Here is a 15,084-nt window from a genome sequence, read left to right as displayed (position 1 = left end):
GCTATTCCGCCAGGATCACCGCCGCATCCGGCGCGAAGGTGACATAGACCTGCTCGTCCCAGTCGATGGGGTTCTCGACGAAGCGCGAGGCGTTGGCGCGGGTGACGCGCAGGATCTCGCCGGTGGCGAGCTTGACGCGATAGACCGTCCAGTCGCCGAGATAGCCGATATCCCACACCTCGCCGGTGAGCACGTTGATCGCGCCGGGCCCCGGCGGGTCACGCTGGATCACCATCTTCTCGGGCCGCACCGCAATCGCCACCGCCTGTCCGGAATGCAGCACCTCGTCCGGATCGTCGATGGTGAGCGGCACTTGCGCCGATGACGTCTTCACGCGCCAGAGGCCATTCTCCTGACCCTGCACATGGCCTTCCAGAATGTTCACGTCCCCGACGAACTCGGCGATGAAGCGGGTCTTGGGCTGCTCGTAGATCTCACCCGGCGTCGCCACCTGGACGATCCGGCCATGGTCCATCACGGCGATCCGATCGGCCATGGTCATGGCTTCCTCCTGATCGTGGGTGACGACCACGAAGGTCATGTGGAGGTCGTGCTGAATGTCCATCAACTCGAACTGGGTCTCTTCGCGCAGCTTCTTGTCGAGGGCGCCGAGAGGCTCGTCGAGCAGCAGCACCTTCGGCTTCTTGGCAAGCGCACGGGCGAGCGCCACGCGCTGACGCTGGCCGCCGGAGAGCTGGCTCGGATAACGGCGGGCGAGCTTTTCGAGCTGGACGAGGCGCAGCATTTCGCCGACGCGCTCCGCGATCTGGTCCTTCGGCATCCCGTCCTGCTTGAGACCGAAGGCGATGTTCTTCTCCACGCTCATGTGTGGAAAGAGGGCATAGGATTGGAACATCATGTTCACCGGTCGGCGATACGGTGGCACGCCGGCAAGATTCTGCCCGGCCAGAGTGATGCTGCCCTCGCTCGGCGTCTCGAATCCCGCGAGCATGCGCATGAGGGTCGTCTTGCCGCAGCCGGAGGGGCCGAGCAGGCAGAAGAACTCGCCTTCGAAGACATTCAGGGAGAGATGGTCCACCGCCACCGCATCGCCGAACTGCTTCGTGACGTTCTCGAATCGGATGAGCGGCTTGGCATCGGGATCGGACCAGGGCGCAAAGGAGCGGCGCACGGCGCCGACGGAGGCGGATTGGCGAGACGGAGGAGGCAAGATGTTTTGACTTCGACCTTAGACGAGGAAACCACCCGGCAAGCTATGATGTTCGGCCTCCGAGAACAACAGCTTAAACGTCCCGGCTCATCGGCTTGAGAACCGCATCCGACGCAACCCTGCCCTGCTGGATCCGGGCCACGCGCTGTCTTGCGATGGGTATGCAGTTGAAGTAGCAAGCACCCACATTATTAGCATCCTAATAATATGACTCCTAGGCTAATGACGATGAGCCCTGCCAAAGCGGCGTTCTCCGAGGAACTCTGGAAGATCAGCCGGAAGATGCGCACCCTGTTCGATGCCCGCGTTCGGGCCAAGGGGCTGACACTGGCACGGGCGCGGGCGCTGATCCTTCTCGGCAAAAAGGACTGCATGACCCAAACGGAGCTTGCAGATGCGCTCGAGATCGAGGGTCCGACCCTGGTCCCGCTCCTTGATAGCTTGGAGAAGCAGGGCCTGATCGAGCGCCAGCCCGTGGACGGCGACAGGCGCGCCAAGCAGATCGCACTCACGGCGGCAGGACAGGAACAGGCTGCTTACGTCGACGCTCTCGTCAAGGAATTCCGCAGCGATGTCCTGAAAGATGTCAGCGAAGATGACCTAAAGGCTGCCATCCGCGTTTTCCACGCCATGGGCCGGAACATCGAGGCCGCAAGCTGATGACGGTGTGCTTCCGGTGACAGAAAACTCCGACAACAATCCTACCGGCACTGCCAACGCCCACCGGTCCGAGGTCGAGACTTCTTCGAAGCCGGTGGAGCCGCAGGCGCCGCCCGCCCCTCCGGCGGCGCCTGCTCCTATGTCCCGGTCGCGGGCTGCTCTCTATATGTTGGCTTCCCTCCTCCTGTCCCTCACCCAGGGGCTGGGAATGAACCTCGCCGCGGCGAACCTCCCTCAGCTTCAGGGGCCGCTCGGTGCCACCGCCAACGAGGTCACATGGCTGATCGCCGCCTATATGGCGCCGAATGTCAGCCTCTCGCTGATCCTCGTGAAGGTCAGAGCCCAGTTCGGCCTCCGCAACTTCGCGGAGCTGAGCATTCTTCTGTTCGTGCTCGTGATGCTGCTGCACATCTTCGTACGAGATCTGCAATCGGCCCTCATCGTGCGCTTCTTCAGCGGCATCGCGGCAGCGCCCATCTCGACGCTCGCCTTTCTCTACATGCTGGAGCCGCTTCCTCCGGCCAAGAAACTGAGCATCGGCCAGCCTCTCGTGCTCACGAACATTGCGATCGGCGCTCCTCTCGCCCGCCTGATCTCGCCGGATCTTCTGATGCTGGGCGATTGGCACGGCCTGTACCTGTTCGAGATTGCCCTCGCCATGATGGCGTTTGCCGCCGTGTATCTGCTGCCTCTCACGCCACCGCCGCGGGCCAAGGTCATCCACTGGCTCGATGTCGTCAGCTATCTGTTCGTTGCCGTCGGCTTCGGCCTCACGGCCATGGTCTTCGCCCTGGGGCGGGTCTACTGGTGGTTCGAGGCGCCCTGGCTCGGCGTCATGCTCGCCGTCGGACTCGCATCGCTCACCTGCGCGATCGTGATCGAGCTCAATCGCGAGACACCCTTTCTCGATATCCGCTGGCTCACCAGCAAGGAGATCCTGCATCTCGCCGGCACCCTCATGATCTTCCGCCTCCTCATGTCGGAGCAGACCGCAGGCGCCTTCGCATTCTTCCAAGCCCTGGGCTTGCAGAACGACCAGATGGCGACTCTGTCCCTGGTGGTCATCGGTGCCTCCATCGCGGCGGGCCTAGCCTATATCGCCGTCGTCAAGCCCGGCCGGGAGAATGCGGCCCAGATGGTGGCCCTGGGCCTGCTCATGATTGGCGCTCTCATGGATAGCAACGCGACGAGCCTGACCAGGCCCGAGCAGATGTATGCGAGCCAGGCGCTGATCGCCGTAGCCGGCGTCCTGTTCCTGCCTCCCGCCATGGCGGCCGGGCTGACGCTGGCGCTGAAGCGGGGGCCGACCTTCATCCTGAATTTCATTGTCGTCTTCCTGACGACGCAGAGCCTTGGCGGGGTGATCGGGTCGGCGCTTGTCGGCACCTTCATCACTTGGCGCACGAGGTTCCACCTCCAGGCTATGGCCGATCACCTGACCCTGATCGATCCGGTTGTCGCCCAACGTATTACCCAGCTTGCCGCAACCTATGGCCGGGTCATCACCGACCGATCGCTTCTCAACGCGGAAGGCGTGGCGCTCCTTGGCCAGCAGGTCACCCGCGAGGCCACCGTGCTCGCCTACAACGACGCCTTCCTGGCCATCGCCCTCTTCGCCGCCTGCACGATTGCAGTGATGATCCTCCATCTCGCAATCCGCGCGATCCGCAAAAGCATTTCACCCGAACCCCAACCGGCTGCCAGCTAACATCGTCATGACCAAGTTCTTCCGTTCCACCGCCACCATCGTTGCTGCGATCATCGGTATCGCCGGTGTCGCCCTCGTGCTCTATGCATGGCGGCTGCCGCCCTTCGCCAGTTCCGTCCAGACCACCGACAACGCCTATGTGCGCGGTCAGATCACGGTCGTCTCTCCCCAGCTTGCCGGCTATGTCGCCGAGGTGGCGGTGCAGGATTTTCAGCATGTGAAGGCTGGCCAACTGCTGGTGAAGATCGATGACCGGATCTTCGAACAGAAGCTGCAGCAGGCGAAAGCCACCCTGGCAAGCCAGCAGGCGGCCTTGGCCAATTCCGAGCAGAAGGAGCGCTCGGATCGGGCGCGGATCGAATCGAGCCAGGCGCAGGTCGACAGCGCCAAGGCGGCTCTGAGCGCTGCGGAGGCGAACTGGAACAGGATCGCGCCGCTCCTGGAGCGGGGGTCGCGACGCAAAGCCAAGCCGATCAAGCCCGTGCTTCCTTCGATCAGGCGACCGCCTCCCTCCATCAGGCGGAGGCTGCCCTGATCGTTTCCCGCCAGGATCTCGCCTCGACGCTCGTCAATCGTCAGTCTCTCGAAGCTGTGGTGCAGGGCGCGCAGGCCGCCGTCCGGCTGGCCGAGATCGACCTGCAGAACACGCGCATCGTGGCGCCCGAGGACGGACGTCTTGGTGAGGTCGGCGCGCGCCTCGGTCAATATGTGTCGCCCGGCACGCAGTTGCTGGCCCTCGTGCCGGAGCGGATCTGGGTGGTCGCCAACTTCAAGGAAACGCAATTGTCGGGCATGATGGTCGGCCAGCCCGTCACCTTCACGGTCGACGCCCTCGAGCATGCTCAGCTCGCAGGCCGCATCGAGCGCTTCTCGCCGGCCGCCGGTTCCGAGTTCAGCGTGATCAGAACCGACAACGCGACCGGCAACTTCACCAAGGTGGCACAGCGGGTGCCCGTACGCATCGCCATCGATCCCGGGCAGGCGCTCGCGGACCGCTTGGTGCCCGGCATGTCGGTGGTGGTGAGCGTGGATACGCGGGCGCAGCCCTCGTGAGGCGACTGCATGAAATTGTTGCTTTCCCGCAGTCCTCATCCTGAGGGCCGTCGGAGGCGGCGTCTCGAAGGATCAGGGCGTCTCCAGTGCTCTCTGGATCCTCCTTCGAGACGGTGCTTCGCACCTCCTCAGGATGAGGTCCGGGGCTTATGAGCCGGACTCTGAGGCAACACCCTGGCCCCCGCACCACCTTTCCCTGTGATCGAGCTTTTTTGAGCTGAACAGTCGGAACAACCCGCTGTCTCTGCCGTTCCGGTGCATCGGCAGAAGGAGCGTCAAGATGCCCGACAAACCCGACACCAAGCACGACTCGGCCGCCAGCGGCAGTCCCAAAGCCCATGCGCCCGATCACAAGGGCGGCAATCCGGTTCAGAACGCCGAGCAATGGGGCGGCGGCTCGAAGGGATCGAAGGGCGGGGTTCCTCCCGCCGACAGGCAGAATCCCAATTCCAGCGCCAAGACTTGAAGCCATGCGGTGACGGCACCGCCCTGGATGGCGCGAACGATTGCGAAGGCCAAGGAGCTTCGCCATGAGCGCAACCGGTCTCGATGTCTTTGATAAGACCCTTCAAACCACCCATACCTGGCTCAAGGAAATCATGGAGGAGCTCGGCTCCGACCGGCAGGTTTCCTGGCACGTGTTGGGGGCCGTGCTGAGAACCGTGCGCGACCGCATTCCAGTGGAGCTGGGCGCTCACTTGAGCGCAGAGCTGCCGCTCCTCGTGCGCGGGCTCTACTACGATCAGTGGCGGCCAGCGGCGCCACCGGAACGCTATCGCTCGCTCGACGAGTTTCTCGATATCTTGTCTTTCGACCTGAATTCGACGCGCCCCGTCGATCCGCAGGATGCGGCTGTCGCGGTCTTCAGTGTCCTGTCGCGACACATCCCCGTGGGACAGGTGGAGAAGGTGCGCCATGCTCTGCCGGAGGACATTCGGGCCCTCTGGCCTTCACCCGTTTCGGTCGACGTCGAAATCGAAGTCGACGAGGTGCGCTTCTCGCGCGATGTCTGAAGCGTAATCGTCCCCTCCGGGATGGCAAGCAGGCAGTGTGAAGCTGCCGCCGAGGATCGATGAAACCGGAGCAGCATGCCGTCGAAGAGAGCTTCTATCGAGAGGCGCGCGGCTGCTCGATGCGGTGCATACCTACAGACCGTGGATCGGCCGACCTCCCAATCGCTGGAACAACCGGCATCCCGGAAACGGACGCTTCCCCGACTTCGGCACCATTCGCATGCATGCACCGAACCACATCCACGTGGCGCTGCGCCAGCCCGTGAACCTGAATAGGGTCTGCCGATCAGTGGATGAGGTCTACGACCTCTTGCGCAAGCTCAAGCTGAAGGCACTTGGTCAATAAAAAAGCCCGGCTCGAAAGCCGGGCTGAAGTTTTGGAGGTCTCTTCTCAGTGCCCTCCCCCGCCTCCTGCGGGCGCCGCGCGGGGTTTCTTGATGAAGGGCAAGGCACAGACGAGCCCCAGAAACAGCACGGTCAGGAGCAGGAACACGTCGGCGAAGGACATCACCAGAGCTTCCTTCCTGACCATGTTCGACATGGTCTTGATGGCTGCCGCATTGGCATCCGTGCCGAGTCCCTGGAACCTCATGGTCAGGGCATTGAGGGTCTCCATCGCAGTGGAGCTGTCCCAGGTGACGCTCTCGCGCAGGCGCTGGAGATGCAGGTCGGTCCGGTTGTTCAGGAGCGTGTTGATGACTGCCAGCCCCACCGCGCCACCGAGATTGCGGGTGAGATTGTAAAGGCCTGATGCATTTTTGATCCGGTCCGGCGGCAGCGTTCCGAGGGCGATGTTGTTGATCGGCACCATGCAGATCATGAGGCCGACACCGCGGAGGATCTGCGGCACGAACAACTCCCAGAAATCCCAATCCTTGGTGAGGCCCGTGATCTGCCAGGTCCCGAGGGCGAAGGCACCGAAGCCGATGGCCATCATGAGCCTCGGATCCATCTTGCGCGACAGCATTCCGCCACCGGCGCCATGAGGAACATGGTGGCGCCGGTCACGAACATGGTCTCGCCGATCTGCAGGGACGAATAGCCCCTCACCCGTGCCAGATAGACCGGGTAGAGATAGGTGAGGCCGTAGAGGCCGATGCCCATGACGAAGCTGAAGGAAGAGCCCGCCAGGAAGTTCCGGTCGGCGAAGGCGCGCAGGTCCACGATGGGTTGCTTGGCGGTGAACGCCCGGTAGAAGAAGCCGACCGCCCCGACGATGCAGACGATAAAGAGGATCAGCACCGCCTCGTCCTGGAACCACTCGTTGTTGGGCCCCTCCTCCAGCACGTATTCGAGGCTGCCGAGGAAAGCCGCCATGAACCCGAGACCGGCCCAGTCAAAGGACTTGAAGAGGCTGAAATCCGGCTCGTCGAAATCGACCAGCAGATAGGTCGAGACCGTGACGAAGATACCCGGCACGATGTTGACGAGGAACAACCAGTGCCAGGAGAAAAGATCTGTCAGGTAACCGCCGAGCGTCGGGCCGATGGTCGGCGCGAGCGTTGCCACAAGGCCGATGATCGGCGAGATCACGGGCCGCTTCTCGGGCGGGAAGATCGTGAAGGCCGAGGCGAAAACGGTCGGGATCATGCCGCCGCCGATGAAGCCCTGCAGTGCACGGTAGACGATCATCTGCTCGATGTTCGTCGCGGTCGCGCACATGACGCTCATAAGCGTGAAACCGCCTGAGGCGATCACGAACATCCATCGGGTCGAAAGCACGCGCGACAGCGTGCCCGAGAGCGGGATCATGATCACTTCCGCGATCAGATAGCTCGTCTGGACCCAGGAGATTTCCTCGGACGACGCGGAGAGGCCCGCCTGGATCTCGGCAAGCGAGGCCGAGACGATCTGGATGTCCAGAATCGCCATGAACATGCCGAAGACCATGCAGAAGAACGCGAAGGTCCGGCGCCGGTCGAGCGGCACCGGCTTCGCGGCAGGCATGCCTTGAGGCTTTGCTTGAATGGCAGCCGATGCGGCCATGTTTCTTACTCTTTGATGCTGGCCGTCTTTTCAGGCTCGGACGAGGTACGCGTATCGACGTCGACGACCACCGACAGGCCGGGGCGCAGCAGACCCTGCTGGGCCACCTCGGGGCTGACAGTGACGCGCACGGGCACGCGCTGGACGATCTTGGTGAAGTTGCCGGTAGCATTCTCCGGCGGCAGCAGGCTGAACACCGCACCGGCCGCAGGCGAAACGCTCTCCACCGTGCCGACGATGTCGGAATCGGGGAAGGCATCGACCTTCACATGCACCTTCTGACCGGGTTTCAGGGAGACGAGCTGCGTCTCCTTGAAGTTGGCATCCACATGGACGCTGGTCAGCGGGACGAGGGCCGCGAGACGGGCGCCGGGCTGCACATAGGTGCCGACCTCCATGGCCTTGTTGCCGATGACGCCATCGACCGGCGCGTGGATCTCGGTGAAGGAGAGATCGCGTTCAGCCTTCTCGACGGATGTCCGGTACTCGGCGGCGAGGCGCTCGCCCTCGTTCTGCTGAGCAGCGAGAACCTGGACATTCGCTTGAGCGGCGGACAGCGCGGCCTGGGCGCTCTTGACCTCGGCATTGGCGCGATCGCGGGCGGCCTTGGCGTTCTCGAGCGCGGCGCGGCTGGTGTAGTCGGATCGGGCGAGCTGCTGCTGGCGGGCATAGTCGCTCTCGGCCCGCTCGGCCTCGGCCTGCGCGCTGACCACCTGCGCCTCGGCCTGCGCCGCAGAGGCGCGACCCGCTTCGATCTGGCGGCCGATGCGCGTGATGGCGCTCTGCTGGGTCGCAAGCTTGTCATTGGCAGATTGGAGAGCGAGGCGGTAATCGCCGTCGTCGATCTTGGCGATCAGGTCGCCTGCCTTGACGCTCTGGTTGTTCGTGATCGCAACGGAGGATACGTAGCCGGAGATCTTGGCCGACAGGATCGTGATGTCGGCCTGCACATAGGCGTCATCGGTCGAAACCATGAAGCGCCCGTCGGTCCACCAGTGGAAGCCCTCATAGCCGCCGAAGGCGAAAACGGTCGCCAGAACGGCCAGGATGACCGGCTTTTTACCCAACCTCTTCTTCGTGGCCTTTGGCGATGTCACGACGGGAGCGACCGTCTCCGGCCGGGAAGCCTGGACAGACTGCCCTTCCCTAGCGGTTTCCGGGCGGTCCTTAGCGCCCTGCTCAAACTCGTCCCGGTAAGCCATGTGAACCTCTGCAAGCCAACTTAAAGCCCTTGAGCCGAAAAGGTTCGGGCCTATCGTTGCAGCCTTGATCTCTGTTGAATACCTGCCATATATGAGTTGACCGAACCGTTCGGTCAATAGGCGAAACGCGAAAGGGGATAATAGAAGCTATGAGCGCCGTGCATGACCGCACCCACGACCAGAACCTTTCTCCCACCGGGGAGGACTGCACCGAAAGCGCCAAGAGGCGCCAGATTCTGGAGGGTGCCCGCAAGGTCTTCTTGGCGGAGGGCTTCGATGGCGCGAGCATGGGCGAGATCGCCAAAGTCGCGGGTGTTTCCAAGGGGACCCTCTATGTCTACTTCGACAGCAAGGAGAGCCTTTTCGCAGCCCTGACCACAGTAGAAAAACAGGGGCTGGCCGAGGTTCTGTTCAAGCTCGACGCCGACGATCCCGACGTGCGCGGCGTCCTGAAAATGCTCGGCATCAGCTATCTGCGCCGCATGGGCAAGCCCGAGCATATTTCTTCAATCCGAATGGTCATGGGCGCGGCGGAGAAGTTTCCCCGTCTGGGGCAGGCCTTTTATGAAGCTGGTCCATGCCAGGGCATTGCCCGTCTGAGCGCTTACTTCGACTATCAGGTCGGGGCGGGAAGGTTGTCCATCGAGGATACGAGCGTCGCCGCGCAGCATTTCCTCGACCTTTGTGTCTCAGGCATGCTGCGCCGTCTGCTCTTTTCCGTAGGCGAGCCTCCGACTGAAGCTGAGATCCAGAAGAACGTGGAGAACGCACTTCGGGTGTTCTTCGCGGCCTATTGCCCGAAAGACCCGGCTAGTGATCCGTTTGCAGGGCCTCGGCTACGCGGGCTTTGAGCACGTCCGGCTGCCGCAGGATCAGGGCGCCGCGCGTGCGCTCGATCAGCCCTTCCTGGGTCAGCATGGTGAATTCCCGGGTGATCTGCTCGCGGCGGCAGCCGATACGGGCTGCCACGATGTGGTGAAACGGCGGCGGCGTAATGACACGCTCCCCCGACCGGTCCTGCCGTGGCGTCGACAGGCGCAGGAGCTCCGAATAGAGCCGGTGCCGGAGGTCGAGGACGGTCTGCTCCATGAAGCGGGCGTTCAGTTCCCGAATGCGGGAGGCCATCAAGCAGAAGAGACGCTCGGCGACGGATTGGTGCGAGAAGAGAAGCTCCTTGAAGACAGAGGCCGGCATCACGCAGGCCTCGCCGCGGGTCAGCGCCGTGACATTGGCGGAGCGCGGCACACCGTCGAGGGCAGCCAGCTCGCCGAACAGGTCGCCGGGCCTCATCTCGTAGAGGATGACCTCTTTGCCGGAGGCCGTGCGCATGAGGACCCGAACCTCGCCCGAAAGGAGGAAATAGACGTCCGTGGAGGGCTCGTCGAAGTCGACCAGGACCTCCTCGGGATCGAAGCGGCGCCAATTGGCCCGCGCCTCGGAACGCTCAAGGTCGATGTCCAGTCCCTTGAACAGCTTAATCCCGGCGAGCCGCGCCATCGGTCTCCTCCCCTGAATGCTATCCTTGGCTATAGCACAAATTTTCCATGGCCAGTATGATCATGTCGGCTATCCCTTTCTCAGTCCTCGACGATTTTGTCACTGGCGATTCAGGCTAGGCGGCCGCTGCCAGCTCAGTCAGGGAATCGCATCCTCACCCTCCCCTGAGACGGCCTGGGACCTTGCCAGCGCCGCCATCCCACGCCAAAAGGCGGCATGCTTCACGTCAACGACCTGACCTACCGCATCGGCGACCGGCTGATCCTCGACCACGCCTCCTTCAACCTGCCCACCGGCGCGAAGGTGGGGCTCGTCGGGCGCAACGGTGCGGGCAAGACGACCCTGTTCAAGATCATCCAGGGTGAGCTCGCCACCGAGAGCGGCGGCGTCGCTCTGCCTCGCGGCATGAAGATCGGCGCCGTGGCCCAGGAGGCGCCGGGCGGGCCCGAGTCCCTGATCGACGTTGTGCTCGCCGCCGACAAGGAACGCAGCGCCCTCCTGGCCGAGGCCGAGACGGCCGACGGCATCCGCCGGGCCGAGATCGAAACCAGGCTCACCGATATCGGCGCCCATTCGGCGCCCGCCAGGGCAGCCACGATCCTGCACGGCCTCGGCTTCGATGCCGAAGCACAGAACCGGCCCTGCTCGGACTTCTCGGGCGGCTGGCGCATGCGCGTGGCGCTCGCCGCCGTTCTGTTCACCGAACCGGACCTGCTGCTTCTCGATGAGCCGACCAACTATCTCGACCTCGAGGGCACGCTCTGGCTGTACGACTATCTCGGGCGCTACCCGCATACCGTTCTGGTCATCAGCCACGACCGGGAGCTCCTCGACGCCTGCGTCAACCACATCCTCCATCTCGACCGGGGCAAGCTCACGATCTATCGCGGGGGCTACACCTCGTTTGCCAAGCAATATGCGGAGAAGCGCGAACTGACCGCCAAGATGGCGGCGAAGCAGGAGGCCGAGCGCAAGCACCTCCAGGCCTTCGTCGACCGCTTCAAGGCCAAGGCTTCGAAGGCCCGGCAGGCTCAGTCCCGCGTCAAGCGGCTGGAGAAGATGGAGGCGATCACGACCATCGTGGAAGACGACGTGCTGCCCTTCAACCTACCGGGGCCGGAGCGTCCCGCCGCACCGCCGCTGATCACGGTCGAGCGCGGCGCCGTCGGCTACGGCGAGCGGGTCGTGCTCGACCGCCTCAACCTGACGATTGCGCCGGACGACCGGATCGCCCTTCTCGGCTCGAACGGCAACGGCAAGTCCACCTTCTGCAAGCTCATCGGTGGCAGGCTCGAGCCCATGAAGGGCGAGATGCGCACGCCCACCCGCATGGACGTGGCCTATTTCGCCCAGCACCAGCTCGACGAGCTGAATCCCAAGGCGACCGCCTACGACCACGTCGCCGAGCGGATGCCGGACACGCCGATCGCCAGGATCCGCGCCCGCACGGCGCAAATCGGCTTTCCGGGCGCGAAGGCGGACACGCCGGTCTCTGCCCTGTCGGGAGGCGAGAAGGCGCGCCTTTTGATGGGACTGGCGGCCTTCAGAGGCCCTCACCTCCTCATCCTTGACGAGCCGACGAACCATCTCGACATCGACAGCCGCACGGCCCTGATGGAGGCGATCAACGACTATACGGGCGCGGTCATCCTGGTGAGCCACGACCGCTTCCTGATCGAGGCCTGCGCCGACCGGCTCTGGATCGTCGGCAACGGCAGCGTAAAGCCTTTCGACGGCGACATGGACGATTACCGCCAGCTCGTGCTCTCCGGCGATCTCGATCCGCAGAAGCGCTCCGACAGGCCGCAGGCACCCACCGCCTCCAAGATCGATGAGCGCCGCGCCGCTGCAGAGCGCCGGGTGGCGCTGGCGCCCCTGCGCAAGAAGCTGGAGGCGCTTGAGAGCCGGATGGCAAAACTCACAGACGTGATCGGCAAGGTCGACGCCGCACTCGCCGACGGCACCGCCTTCCAGAAGGATCCGGCCAAGGCCACCGAACTGTCGAAGATGCGCGCCGAGGCGGCCGCGACCCTGGCTTCCGCAGAGGAAGAATGGCTGATGCTCAGCAGCGAAATCGAGGAAGCGGGCGCTTAGAGCTGTTTCCACTTGCGCGCAATCACCTCTCCTTTGTGCCGTGCCGCATTTTTCGGCGAACCGGATCCGGTTCGCCGAAAAATGCGATAGAGTCAGTCACCCCGGGCCAAGGAAACCCGTTGTAAGACCGCCTACGAAGTCTATCCGTCGCAATGGATTTCTCGCCGTTATAACATCGTTCATCATGAGAGCCGTATATTGGCGTTCTTACCATGGAGAACGGACATGCTTCGTGCGGTATTGGCGACAGCGGTGCTAGCCACCGGTGCAATGTTTGGGGCGCTGCCGGAGGCCCAGGCACAGAGCCTGGTGCCCTGTGCGCGGGAGCACGGATTCTGCCGCGTCCCCTATCCGACGCGCGTCATCTACGGCATTCCTGGACGGAGCGCGGAAGCCTTCGTCCGAGAAGGCGGTATTCCCTGCTCGAACGGCGCCTTCGGCGATCCGGCTCCGGGCGTGCCCAAGCGCTGCGCCTATTTGGCCCGCCGCTATGATCGCGGCGACAGGTGGCGCGACGACGGCCATCGCGGCCCTCCTCCTCCGCGGGGTTATGACCGTGGTTTCAGGGACTATGATGACGGCTATGAACGGCCCGTCCGACGCTACAACGTCTACTGATGCAAGGCACGGGTCGGCGGACACTCAGCAGCGAAATCAACGACGCGAGCGCACCGTCCCGACCCGTACCCCCTCCTGCCTACTCCCCCAGGGCGCCGGGATTACCTACTCGGGGTCCACGCAGAATCGGAGCAGGAACGTATTCTCGAAAGAGCCTTATGGGGGAGGCTGACGAATGAGAATCCAGATTTCCGCCTGCACCGACAAAGTCTTTTCGGATGGCCTCTTGCCGATGGCCTATCTGACGGAGAGTTCCGCGCTCGCCGTCAACGACAATACGGTCCGCTGTCAGACCAAAGGAAAAATCCGCCTGCATTGGAAGCGCGTGGCCTGTCTCGCACAAACTGCCGTTAGGTAAATAGAAGGTGCGTGACAGCACATCTGGCTGACCATCCGTGAGGTAGCGTTCTGCTGCCCTTGATGGAGGCTACGATGAATCAGGTCCTGTCCTATTGCACTGTGCGGCTCTTCACGCACGCGCTCGTGCCGCTCGCCCCGCTCAGGGCCAGGGCGATCGAACCGGGCAACGACAACGATCCGCTGGCCCCGTTTCCGTGCGTGTGGCGATAAGGAGATCGTCCGGTTTCGAGAACCGGGAGCGTGCTCGCCCATGATGGCTGTTGCTTACCTCCTTTGGTCATTTGAACGCTCGCACCCTCGACTGCGACATTCCTCTGCCATGGACTGCACCCGCCCGCAGCCTGGATGGAGAGGACTTTGACCGCTGCTCATGATCTTGAAGAGATCGTCGACCTGTTCGTCATCGGCAGGCCATCCAAGAACCCCGAACTCATGCCGGTGAAGATCGCGACCCTTCCTCTCAAGAAAGCGGTTGTCCTGGTGATCGAGGATTGGGCTGACGACAAGTTCAAGCAATTGAGCGCGATCATTCAAAGACGATCGGGTCCGGCCATCCGCAGCCTCGACGACATCAAGCATCTCTACGATTGCGCCATTGCAGGCACCGGATGCTGCGGCAAGCCGGCACGCCGAAGCGATTCCTGACATTCCACATGCTCAATCCATCCGGCCGACAGCATTGCTCGCGTTGGGCTTGCTGCCTTTGAGCTATGCGTTGGATCGGCGGTGCCATGCAATCGGTGATGCTCGACTCTTGTTCCGGCTTGAGATCTGCTCCCCATAAAAATCCGGAGGAACAAAAAATCCGCTATGGACGAAGACGACGACATTTCCGAACCTCCTCACTCCAATCCGGCCGACGACAATCTGGCTCGTGCTTTCCGATGGATTGGATTGTTGTGCGGCATTGCGATGCTCGGATGGACGGCTGTCCTTCTTAGCTGATCGGCACAGATGGACGGAGCGTCGACAGGCATCGCCCGCTCTGGCATCGTCTCGCAGCATGACTATATGCAGTCATGACAGCGTCGGATGCATCAATCGACGACATCGTCTACGGGGAAACATCGTGAAGACCGGGTTCATGAGCTACGGGATCCTTGTGCTATCGCTGATCCCGGCCTGCATTGCGGGTGTCCATGGCGGCTGGCCTGCCGCCGCCGTCGCTTGGGTCGCGATCGTGTTCATCGGCGGCGGCCTCTACGGTCTCTTCGCACAGATCTTCGGCTGGCCGAAGCTGCGGCTGGATGATCTGCCCGTCATCGATGGCTGGCTGCCATGACGACTGCAAACCCTCCGGAAGATACGGATCCCGGCGCGGAGCCGGGCATCAGGCACTTTGATTACGGCTTCACCACCCGGTCGAGCCTGTTGTTCACGAAGAAGTAGAGCTCGCGGCCGCCGGGCTCGGAATAGAGCACCTGCACTTCGCGCTGCCCCTTGCCGCTCTCCCCGACAAGCACATCCGTCGCGGGCTTGCCCTTCAGGCGCACGAGATCGCATTCCGTGATGCCCGGTTCGATGGCCGTCGCCGTCCCGAATCCCGTTACGGTGCAGCGTCCGTCCGGTCCGAGCGTGGGCCCGTCGATGACGGGACCCAATCGGGCGGACGGCGCAGGAGCCGTTGCCACCGCCGAAGCAGGCGGCGCGCTGCTCGTGCTGGTGCAGGCCGCCAGAACCAGCGCCGCGAATGCGACACTCGAGAGAACTTTTATACGCATC

The 15,084-nt window shown here is 63.2% G+C and carries 16 protein-coding genes and 2 pseudogenes; 13 read left to right on the top strand and 5 right to left on the bottom strand.

All coding sequences use genetic code 11. The annotated features are described in order from the left end of the window. Position 1: 1 nt before the first annotated feature. Positions 2–1,171: an ABC transporter ATP-binding protein gene (locus ACD578_RS04910; RefSeq protein WP_404291379.1), complete on the bottom strand. Its 1,170-nt coding sequence runs from the start codon at positions 1,169–1,171 to the stop codon at positions 2–4. A gap of 228 nt (positions 1,172–1,399) precedes the next feature. On the opposite strand from ACD578_RS04910, the gene ACD578_RS04905 reads away from it, so the two are divergent. The 6 genes and pseudogenes from ACD578_RS04905 to ACD578_RS04880 all read left to right on the top strand — a co-directional run bounded on the left by ACD578_RS04905 (position 1,400) and on the right by ACD578_RS04880 (position 5,951). Then, entirely contained in the window at positions 1,400–1,831 is a 432-nt protein-coding gene (locus ACD578_RS04905) for a MarR family winged helix-turn-helix transcriptional regulator (protein WP_404291377.1), read from the top strand. Positions 1,832–1,997: 166 nt separating this feature from the next. After that, positions 1,998–3,539 carry an MFS transporter gene (locus ACD578_RS04900; protein ID WP_404291375.1) on the top strand — a complete coding sequence of 514 codons (1,542 nt, stop codon included), beginning with the start codon at positions 1,998–2,000 and terminating at the stop codon, positions 3,537–3,539. Between the two features lie 7 nt (positions 3,540–3,546). Further along, positions 3,547–4,592, top strand: a pseudogene (locus tag ACD578_RS04895) (HlyD family secretion protein). 280 nt (positions 4,593–4,872) lie between these two features. Beyond that, a complete protein-coding gene (locus ACD578_RS04890; protein WP_404291373.1) occupies positions 4,873–5,058 on the top strand; it encodes a hypothetical protein in 186 nt (61 codons plus the stop codon). A gap of 64 nt (positions 5,059–5,122) precedes the next feature. Beyond that, positions 5,123–5,605: a DUF2267 domain-containing protein gene (locus ACD578_RS04885; RefSeq protein ID WP_404291371.1), complete on the top strand. Its 483-nt coding sequence runs from the start codon at positions 5,123–5,125 to the stop codon at positions 5,603–5,605. Positions 5,606–5,642: 37 nt separating this feature from the next. Then, positions 5,643–5,951, top strand: coding sequence for a hypothetical protein (locus tag ACD578_RS04880; RefSeq protein ID WP_404291369.1), 309 nt, complete (start codon positions 5,643–5,645; stop codon positions 5,949–5,951). A 45-nt stretch (positions 5,952–5,996) separates the two neighbouring features. On the opposite strand, the pseudogene ACD578_RS04875 reads toward ACD578_RS04880, so the two are convergent. Continuing rightward, positions 5,997–7,591: pseudogene (locus tag ACD578_RS04875) on the bottom strand (DHA2 family efflux MFS transporter permease subunit). A 5-nt stretch (positions 7,592–7,596) separates the two neighbouring features. Continuing rightward, a complete protein-coding gene (locus tag ACD578_RS04870) occupies positions 7,597–8,793 on the bottom strand; it encodes an HlyD family secretion protein (protein ID WP_404291367.1) in 1,197 nt (398 codons plus the stop codon). Positions 8,794–8,942: 149 nt separating this feature from the next. Here ACD578_RS04870 and ACD578_RS04865 point away from each other — a divergent pair, with 149 nt between their 5' ends. After that, a complete protein-coding gene (locus ACD578_RS04865) occupies positions 8,943–9,644 on the top strand; it encodes a TetR/AcrR family transcriptional regulator (protein ID WP_404291365.1) in 702 nt (233 codons plus the stop codon). Here the strand turns inward: ACD578_RS04865 and ACD578_RS04860 are convergent. Then, a complete protein-coding gene (locus ACD578_RS04860; RefSeq protein ID WP_152713235.1) occupies positions 9,604–10,290 on the bottom strand; it encodes a Crp/Fnr family transcriptional regulator in 687 nt (228 codons plus the stop codon). The genes ACD578_RS04865 and ACD578_RS04860 overlap by 41 nt on opposite strands. Positions 10,291–10,506: 216 nt before the next feature. Between ACD578_RS04860 and ACD578_RS04855 the strand changes: the two genes are divergently transcribed. The 6 genes from ACD578_RS04855 (at position 10,507) to ACD578_RS04830 (ending at position 14,644) form a co-directional block, all read left to right on the top strand. Then, entirely contained in the window at positions 10,507–12,384 is a 1,878-nt protein-coding gene (locus ACD578_RS04855; protein ID WP_404291363.1) for an ABC-F family ATP-binding cassette domain-containing protein, read from the top strand. A 225-nt stretch (positions 12,385–12,609) separates the two neighbouring features. Further along, a complete protein-coding gene (locus ACD578_RS04850; RefSeq protein ID WP_404291361.1) occupies positions 12,610–13,002 on the top strand; it encodes a hypothetical protein in 393 nt (130 codons plus the stop codon). Between the two features lie 175 nt (positions 13,003–13,177). Then, on the top strand, positions 13,178–13,360 hold the full coding sequence (locus ACD578_RS04845) for a hypothetical protein (protein ID WP_152713238.1): 183 nt from the start codon (positions 13,178–13,180) through the stop codon (positions 13,358–13,360). Between the two features lie 74 nt (positions 13,361–13,434). Continuing rightward, the gene (locus tag ACD578_RS04840) at positions 13,435–13,572 is read left to right on the top strand and encodes a hypothetical protein (RefSeq protein WP_404291359.1); all 138 of its coding nucleotides are present in this window, start codon (positions 13,435–13,437) and stop codon (positions 13,570–13,572) included. 147 nt (positions 13,573–13,719) lie between these two features. Next, the gene (locus ACD578_RS04835; protein ID WP_404291357.1) at positions 13,720–14,007 is read left to right on the top strand and encodes a hypothetical protein; all 288 of its coding nucleotides are present in this window, start codon (positions 13,720–13,722) and stop codon (positions 14,005–14,007) included. 439 nt (positions 14,008–14,446) lie between these two features. Further along, positions 14,447–14,644, top strand: coding sequence for a hypothetical protein (locus ACD578_RS04830; protein WP_404291355.1), 198 nt, complete (start codon positions 14,447–14,449; stop codon positions 14,642–14,644). A gap of 61 nt (positions 14,645–14,705) precedes the next feature. On the opposite strand, the gene ACD578_RS04825 is transcribed toward ACD578_RS04830, so the two are convergent. Then, a complete protein-coding gene (locus ACD578_RS04825) occupies positions 14,706–15,083 on the bottom strand; it encodes a hypothetical protein (protein WP_404291353.1) in 378 nt (125 codons plus the stop codon). Between the last annotated feature and the right edge of the window lies 1 nt (position 15,084).

It is taken from the genome of Microvirga sp. RSM25, from assembly GCF_044784385.1.
Taxonomy (GTDB): Bacteria; Pseudomonadota; Alphaproteobacteria; order Rhizobiales; family Beijerinckiaceae; genus Microvirga; species Microvirga tunisiensis.
This window is presented reverse-complemented; position numbering and strand designations above follow the sequence as displayed.

Bases quoted from the DNA above. Each gene is read 5' to 3' on its own strand.
- ACD578_RS04905 (WP_404291377.1), top strand. From the start codon at position 1,400: ATGAGCCCTGCCAAAGCGGCGTTCTCCGAGGAACTCTGGAAGATCAGC.
- ACD578_RS04900 (WP_404291375.1), top strand. From the start codon at position 1,998: ATGTTGGCTTCCCTCCTCCTGTCCCTCACCCAGGGGCTGGGAATGAAC.
- ACD578_RS04890 (WP_404291373.1), top strand. From the start codon at position 4,873: ATGCCCGACAAACCCGACACCAAGCACGACTCGGCCGCCAGCGGCAGT.
- ACD578_RS04885 (WP_404291371.1), top strand. From the start codon at position 5,123: ATGAGCGCAACCGGTCTCGATGTCTTTGATAAGACCCTTCAAACCACC.
- ACD578_RS04870 (WP_404291367.1), bottom strand. From the start codon at position 8,793: ATGGCTTACCGGGACGAGTTTGAGCAGGGCGCTAAGGACCGCCCGGAA.
- ACD578_RS04865 (WP_404291365.1), top strand. From the start codon at position 8,943: ATGAGCGCCGTGCATGACCGCACCCACGACCAGAACCTTTCTCCCACC.
- ACD578_RS04860 (WP_152713235.1), bottom strand. From the start codon at position 10,290: ATGGCGCGGCTCGCCGGGATTAAGCTGTTCAAGGGACTGGACATCGAC.
- ACD578_RS04855 (WP_404291363.1), top strand. From the start codon at position 10,507: ATGCTTCACGTCAACGACCTGACCTACCGCATCGGCGACCGGCTGATC.
- ACD578_RS04850 (WP_404291361.1), top strand. From the start codon at position 12,610: ATGCTTCGTGCGGTATTGGCGACAGCGGTGCTAGCCACCGGTGCAATG.
- ACD578_RS04845 (WP_152713238.1), top strand. From the start codon at position 13,178: ATGAGAATCCAGATTTCCGCCTGCACCGACAAAGTCTTTTCGGATGGC.
- ACD578_RS04840 (WP_404291359.1), top strand. From the start codon at position 13,435: ATGAATCAGGTCCTGTCCTATTGCACTGTGCGGCTCTTCACGCACGCG.
- ACD578_RS04830 (WP_404291355.1), top strand. From the start codon at position 14,447: ATGAGCTACGGGATCCTTGTGCTATCGCTGATCCCGGCCTGCATTGCG.
- ACD578_RS04825 (WP_404291353.1), bottom strand. From the start codon at position 15,083: ATGCGTATAAAAGTTCTCTCGAGTGTCGCATTCGCGGCGCTGGTTCTG.